The 6,966-nt window shown below is 33.4% G+C and carries 6 protein-coding genes; 4 read left to right on the top strand and 2 right to left on the bottom strand.

The annotated features are described in order from the left end of the window. The 4 genes from ACN0QX_RS14850 to ACN0QX_RS14835 all read left to right on the top strand — a co-directional run. Window positions 1–960: TauD/TfdA family dioxygenase (locus ACN0QX_RS14850; RefSeq protein ID WP_417198092.1), on the top strand; the 960-nt coding region annotated here is incomplete at its 5' end. Further along, window positions 957–1,664 carry an alpha/beta hydrolase gene (locus ACN0QX_RS14845; RefSeq protein WP_417198090.1) on the top strand — a complete coding sequence of 236 codons (708 nt, stop codon included), beginning with the start codon at window positions 957–959 and terminating at the stop codon, window positions 1,662–1,664. The genes ACN0QX_RS14850 and ACN0QX_RS14845, both read left to right, overlap by 4 nt. 117 nt (window positions 1,665–1,781) lie before the next feature. After that, on the top strand, window positions 1,782–2,366 hold the full coding sequence (locus tag ACN0QX_RS14840; RefSeq protein WP_417198088.1) for a hypothetical protein: 585 nt from the start codon (window positions 1,782–1,784) through the stop codon (window positions 2,364–2,366). Beyond that, a complete protein-coding gene (locus tag ACN0QX_RS14835; RefSeq protein ID WP_417198086.1) occupies window positions 2,366–5,386 on the top strand; it encodes a type IV secretory system conjugative DNA transfer family protein in 3,021 nt (1,006 codons plus the stop codon). The genes ACN0QX_RS14840 and ACN0QX_RS14835 overlap by 1 nt, the downstream gene beginning before the upstream one ends. A gap of 121 nt (window positions 5,387–5,507) precedes the next feature. Here the strand turns inward: ACN0QX_RS14835 and ACN0QX_RS14830 are convergent, their stop codons facing one another. Together ACN0QX_RS14830 and ACN0QX_RS14825 are read right to left on the bottom strand one after the other, a co-directional pair. Then, window positions 5,508–6,476: a hypothetical protein gene (locus ACN0QX_RS14830; RefSeq protein WP_417198084.1), complete on the bottom strand. Its 969-nt coding sequence runs from the start codon at window positions 6,474–6,476 to the stop codon at window positions 5,508–5,510. 164 nt (window positions 6,477–6,640) lie between these two features. Further along, window positions 6,641–6,966: hypothetical protein (locus ACN0QX_RS14825; protein WP_417198082.1), on the bottom strand; the 326-nt coding region annotated here is incomplete at its 5' end.

The following is a 6,966-nucleotide window of genomic DNA, read 5'->3' as shown; positions in this document are numbered from 1 at the left end:
AAAGAAGTTGTTTTAAAAGATGATGAAATTAAAAGTATAAATAAATTAATTGATTATATTGCATTAACGCATAGCCCAGTTCTTGAAACTGTTTTTTTTTCACGTTCACATTTGTATGCTCAAGAGCTTCCAAGACGGTTAAGAGACCTGTTTTATGATTTTAAGTATAATGAAGCATCATTAGCGATTCTAATAAAAAATGCTCCTTTTGACGAGCAAAATATTATTGACACACCAAGTGAATACAGAGAATATGAAAAAAAGTTTAGTCTAACAAATGCTGATATATTTCATGGTTTGTTCTCCAGTCTTTTAGGGGAGCCTATTGCTTTTTCTTCTCAAAGACGAGGACATATAATAAATTCTATTATCCCTCTTAAAGAACTAGAAAATATTTCGAACAGTAGTTCTGGGTCAACTTATGATTTCCAATTTCATACAGAAGATGCTTTTCATGAAGGAATTCCAGATTATTTAGGGTTAATTTGTATGAGAAATTATGAAAAAGCACCAACAGTGATTTCACATATTCAAAACCACCAATTTCCAGAAGACATAAAAAGAATATTATTTGAAGAAAAATTTATCATCAATTCAAATCCTATTCATGAAAACTTGAATATTAAAGAAAGGCAAACTAAAAAATCTATCTTGTTTGGAAATCTTAAAGCTCCATATTTGAGAATTAATCTTAATAATATGAATACAAAAAGCTACTCAAAATTACAGAAAGAAGCAATAGATTACTTAATTAATGTTATAGATAAAAATCAAATCAAAATCATTTTAGAGCAAGGTAATTGCTTATATATTGACAACTTTAGAACGGTTCACAGAAGAAATGCTTACAAGCCTCTATATGGAAAAAGTGCTAGATGGCTCACTAGAATTGTTACAACTAATGATTTAAGAAAAACTAGACATTTAAGAACTGAATCATACAATAGAGTTATATCATGACTATCAAACAAATTAAATTTAAGGTAGGAGAAGAAGTTTTAGATGCTATAAATATTACTAAAGATAAGGAGTTACCAACAGTTTTAATGTTACATGGTGCTGGAAACTCAAATAAAAACAGGCTCATTCCTTTAGCAAAACAGTTATTTGAAAATGGATTAGGAATATTCTGTTTTGACTTTTCTGGTCAAGGTTGCAGCACATCAAATAAGATCTCTAGTATACAAAAAAAAACTGATGAAGCTATATCTGCACTTAAGTATTTAAATCCTAAACTTAAAATAACTATTATTGCATTCAGCATGAGTGGACAAGTGGCAATCAATTTAATGTTAAGCAAATATAAAAATAGGATTGAAAATTTGATTTTGTTTGCACCTGCCCTATATGATAAGAAAGCACTTGAAGTACACTTTGGAGTGAAATTTAGTAAAATTATTAGAAAAACCAACAGCTGGAAAAATAACAATGCTCCTGAAGCATTAAAGAATTTTCAAGGTAAACTTTTAATTTTCTTTAGCAGGAATGACAATATAATACCTGAAGAAATACCTGAAATATTAATAAATTCAGCAGTTGGAACCTCAAATAAAAAAATTATTTTCTTAAACCATGCACCACACCAACTAGCAAAATGGACCAGTGATAAAAAAGAAAATGCAGAATTTGTTGCTAAAGAAATTTTACAACATATAATGTCATAGACTTTTTTTAAGTACTAATCAATAATTTATAAATATTGATTTTTGAATTTTAATTAAGGGAAAATCCGTATTGATTTAAGTTGCTATTAAAAATAGATTAGCAATAAACTTTAAATCATGAACGAATTCACTTTCTATCTAACAAAGTATGGAATGTATATCCTAGCAGGAGTTGTTGTTTTTCTTGTTTTAAGATTTATTTTCAGTAAAACCAGAAAAAATTATCATTCAAGGTGGAATACCCTTATTGATAACTTTGAATACTCGCCTAAAGAGTTTTATGCCTTATTAAAAGCAGAGTTAGAATCACATGGTGTAACAAGAATTAACATCCAAGAAACAGCCCATAAAGAAGGTGGTATGATGTCTAATTCCAGACTGTACTTACGCGCTAAGTGGAAGGACTATCAGTATGATATATGTGGCGCCAAGTTTGGTCATGGGTTCTTTGTGTCGTGGTGGCTACTTTATAAAGATTCCATTGGTAAAATCTTGATCTCAAAGATTCCCTTTATAGGTGACTGGTTAGCTAGAAAGTTATATCCTGTAACCTATTACCGTATTGATACTGCTTCCATGCTGATGTCATACGTCCATTCTTCGATCTTAACGGTTATCGATGATATCACCAACGATAAAGGAATACGAGCAATGACCGAAACCGAACGAAGACCTGTATTGAATGACATATTTGCTCGTTAATGAATGCAAGCGAACAAACAACACTAAATTTCTATAATTGGGAATATCGATTTCGTGGTTATTACCACTTCGATACTCCCGTTGATATTGAAACCCCATATATTCCTTTCCGCCACGCAACGTGTTCAAAAACACCAATAGTTGACGATGGCCGTGTGCCATCACTTTTTAAACAAGTCACAAAATTACTTTCTCCACAAAAAGAAACGGAAGAATCAACGCAAGAAATGATAGAGGTTCAACCTCGTTATTTAGCGTTAGAAAACATCCCAAACCTTACAGGTATTTCCCTGTCCTTTCCTAAAGGAACTGAGATACTGCCAAATAGAAACATTGAGTTCCTCAATACGCTGTCCTTTACAGAGCATCTACTATCCTTTGAGATTATTGGAACAGTTGATGACATAAGCATTCGGGTAGCCTGTAGCGAACATGATAAAGATCGGGTGCAATCACAACTTCTCGCATACTTCCCTGCTGTCATTTGCAGAGATGTTGCCGTTGATGGTTTAGGGTTTTCTGTCGAAAATGATATTGCTATCGCGGATTTTGGATTGAACGATGAGTATATGCGAAGCATAGCAACAACTGAATCATTTTCAATTGACCCACTGACTTCTGTTATTGCTACCATGGAATCTCTTCAAGAAAATGATGTTATTGTACTTCAGGTACTTTTTAAGGGCATTACATCGCCACTTGCAAAGGACATTTCATATTCAGTAAGTGATGGACGTGGGGGCTCATTCTTTGTTGATGCTCCCGAAATGCCACAGCGTGCCAAAGAGAAAATAGCACATCCACTATTTTCAGTAGTGATGCGTATAGCAACGCAAGGCAAGGACAATTACAGGAGTCAGTATCTAGCACAAGAGTTGGCACGAAGTATTTCTGCTGTTTCGACTTCTCAACATAACAAACTCATCCCTTTATCCAATGAAGGCTATGATTATGATTTCCACAAATACAATCTACATCATCGCCTCAGTAACCGATTGGGTTTTGTTTTGAACTCCAAGGAACTGAACACCTTTGTTCATTATCCAAATAAAACAGTCACATCTAAAAAGCTGGGGTCGCATGAAGGAAAGACGAAAGCTGCACCTAAAGAAGTTACTGACCAAAAATATCTCTTAGGTGTCAATCAGCACAACGGATTGAAACATCATGTTATGCTCAATGATGACATGCGTCTTCGTCATACGCATATCATAGGAACCACGGGCGTTGGTAAAAGCACCTTGATTGCCTCTATGCTGCTAGAAGACATGAGGCTTGGAAATGGCTGTACCTTACTTGATCCCCATGGAGATATTGTTGAAGATATACTTCTTCGCATTCCAGAGCATAGAAAGGACGATGTCATAGTTATAGATCCTTCTGATACTGATTATATAATTGGGTTTAATTTACTTAATGCAACTACTGATGCAGAAAAAATAGTCTTGAGTTCAGATTTGGTGTCTTCTTTCAAGCGTCACGCCACATCTTGGGGAGATAATATGTCGGCAGTGCTATCTAATGCCATCAATACTTTTCTGGAGAGCAGTAGACAAGGAACGCTCATTGAGCTCAAACGGTTTTTACTTGAAGAACGTTTTAGAAAGGAATTTTTAAGCACTGTCGATGACTCTGCAATTCATTACTACTGGAACAATGAATACTCTTTGGTGAGAAAAGGAATAGCACCACTTTTAACCCGTATTGATACCTTCCTACGACCAAAGGTAATCCGTTACATGTTGGCACAATCTAAAGGCGTTGATTTCAGATGCTGTATTGAACAGAAAAAGATTGTTCTAATTAAATTATCACAGGGGCTAATCGGTGAAGAAAACAGCTTTTTGCTCGGCTCCATGTTTCTCTCAAAATTCAATCAAGTAGCGCAAGGAAGACAATCTCTTCCTAAATCACAACGACCCCCTTACTACATCTACTGTGATGAATTTCAAAATTTTATAACACCTTCTATTTCGCAAATCCTATCAGGAGCTAGAAAATATGGATTAGCATTGATATTAGCCCATCAAGAGCTGGCACAAATAGACGATCCAAAAATTCTCAACTCCGTTATTTCTAACCCTTATACACGCATTTGTTTTAGGCTTGGTGATTCGGATGCCAAACGGTTGGAAACAGGTTTTTCATACTTTGAACAATCTGATTTACAAAGTTTGGCTATTGGGCAGACCATTATGAGAACTGGTTCTTCACAAGATGATTTTAATCTATCAACCTTTCCTTTGTGTGAGGTGAATTCTGATTCAGACACTATAAGAGAATATGTTATCAATAACACACAGAATATCTATGCGCAGCCAAAAGAAAAGCTTGACGAGATTTTATTTGAGCTTTTACCAAAACAGGCACTGTTCAAAAAAGAAAAAAAGGAGAAAACTCGAAGTACTACAGATCCAATAAAAAAACAGGGAATTAATAGAAGTGAAGAGAAAACGGCTACTGAAGACACTATACAAACTGATGACCATTTAAAAGCGCATACTTCAAAATATATTGAGCAGGTCAAAGAGCAAGAGGTTATCCGTAAACATCGTTCAGTTCAATACTATGTACAATCCATAGCACGGCAACATGGGTTTAAGGCAACCCTTGAAGAACCTACCAAAAAAGATGGTAAAGTTGACGTCGCTTTAGTACGAGATAATATTCGAATTGCCATTGAAGTATCAGTGACCAATAGCATGGAATATGAACTAAAGAATATCCAAAAGTGTATCGATGATGGCTACTCATTAGTTTTCATGATTTCTGAAGATAAAAGGCATCTAGAAAACATTAAAGAACAAGCTTCTACTGTTTTCAAAAAGAAATATCACTCACAAATACACTTCTTGGCTCCAGAAGAGTTCCCGACGTACCTTGACGCTCTTAAACAGCCAAAATCTGAAGAAAAAAGAGTTCGTGGATATCGTGTAAAAGTTAATTATAAAAATGATGCCAATACTGGCAAGCTGTCATTAATTACTAATATTATGGTGAAAGCGCTTCGGAAGAAATAGATAAATGGGTTATCCTAGGCTTAATTAGATAGCTAAATCATTTCGGGTTTACTCGTATTGATATTACAGCTTTTAAATAAATCAGCAGATAGATAAACTCAATTTTTATCAAGTATAACTATTATCTCCCAAGTTTATTATTTGCATCAATTATATACGCAACTTCCTTGCCTGGAGCTGTTAACTGAGCTTCTAATAAGTTAATTTCTTTGGTCTGCAAAGAATAGATCGAGTCAACTACTTTACTTAATTTTAGGGTTGCCAAATTTTCCAACACCTCTAATGCACTTGTTACAAAAACCCTCATTGAACCATGCCCGAACTTAAGCTTATGCAGTCTTAAATGTGTCTCATATTCATAGACTAGGTGCTCAATTCTTTCATTAATTTCCTTATGAGAATAATCCTTTCTTGAAATGTCTTGCATCCAAACCCTGAGAGCATTAAACTTTGCTCTAGAATCTGGGTCAGAGCGAAACTCTATAATTTGCTCGTTTGAAACATCTTCATTCGGTATAGGTAGTTTGTTTAGAACAACTTCTAAAACATTTGTCTTTACTGAATTTCTTATTGCAATGGTATTGTAAGTTTCTAATAAAGGGAAAGCATCATCCACAGCAAATCGATTAAGAAAAAATGCAGCAATTTTTGTGGCTTCATTTTCTAATGAATTAACAGATTCCTCATATTCATCCATTATTTTCAGCATTTCACTTTCATTTAGCTTTTCTTTGAATTTCTTTTCAGATAATGGTTGCGGAACATTTTTCATCATATCTAAAACCTTTTTGATATCGTTGAAGTCATCCAAGCTTGTACTTTCTTGCTTTTTAAAAAGGTTAAATGAGTGCTTTATAACCTCCGAAACATAAAATTTATCAAAAAAGAGATTGTTCTCTTTGAATAATTTTAACTCTCTTTCTAGATGTATGTAATATTCTGGGTCTGTACTTTTAATTTCATCAAAAATTGTAAAGTTGTTATAACTACATATATGCACTTGATCGAAGTATAACAAATCTCTTTTTATCAATTTTGAAGCATCATAAATAAAATTAAAATTAGAAGGTCTTAAGGCTAAATTCATCATATAAAGATACTCTTTAATTTCACCCAATCGTATTTCAATAAGGGTAGTTATAGTATTTAAATATCTAATTTAATAAATAAAAACTGAATAGAAAGCCTTGATGGATTATTATATGTGAGCTAGAGCTAATAGCTTATTGCATATGTCCTCGTAGCTAGTTTTTCCTACTTGATTTTCATTCCGTAATTATTATTGTCAATTAAATATTGTTTCAATTCAGGATGTAATTTTATGACTTTTTCATCAATGAATTTTTGAATGAAGGGTGCAATTTCATATTGAGAATCTTCGGGTGGTTCAATTCCGCATTCTAAATAATCAACAATATCAGATGAACACATTAAAGCAGATTCCACCATTGTAATAAGTACTAAAAAGAATGACACTATGTAAGCTGTTCTAATATTAATATTCTTGAGATAAATTTCTAAATTTTCATTACTATATTTAATTCTGTTATGATTAGTAAATTGTCTCCCATTATTATGCA

This window comes from Bizionia sp., assembly GCF_048259285.1.
Taxonomy (GTDB): Bacteria; Bacteroidota; Bacteroidia; order Flavobacteriales; family Flavobacteriaceae; genus Algorimicrobium; species Algorimicrobium hallyeonense.
Note: the sequence above shows the minus strand (reverse complement) of the source record. Positions and strands in the feature narration are given on the sequence as shown.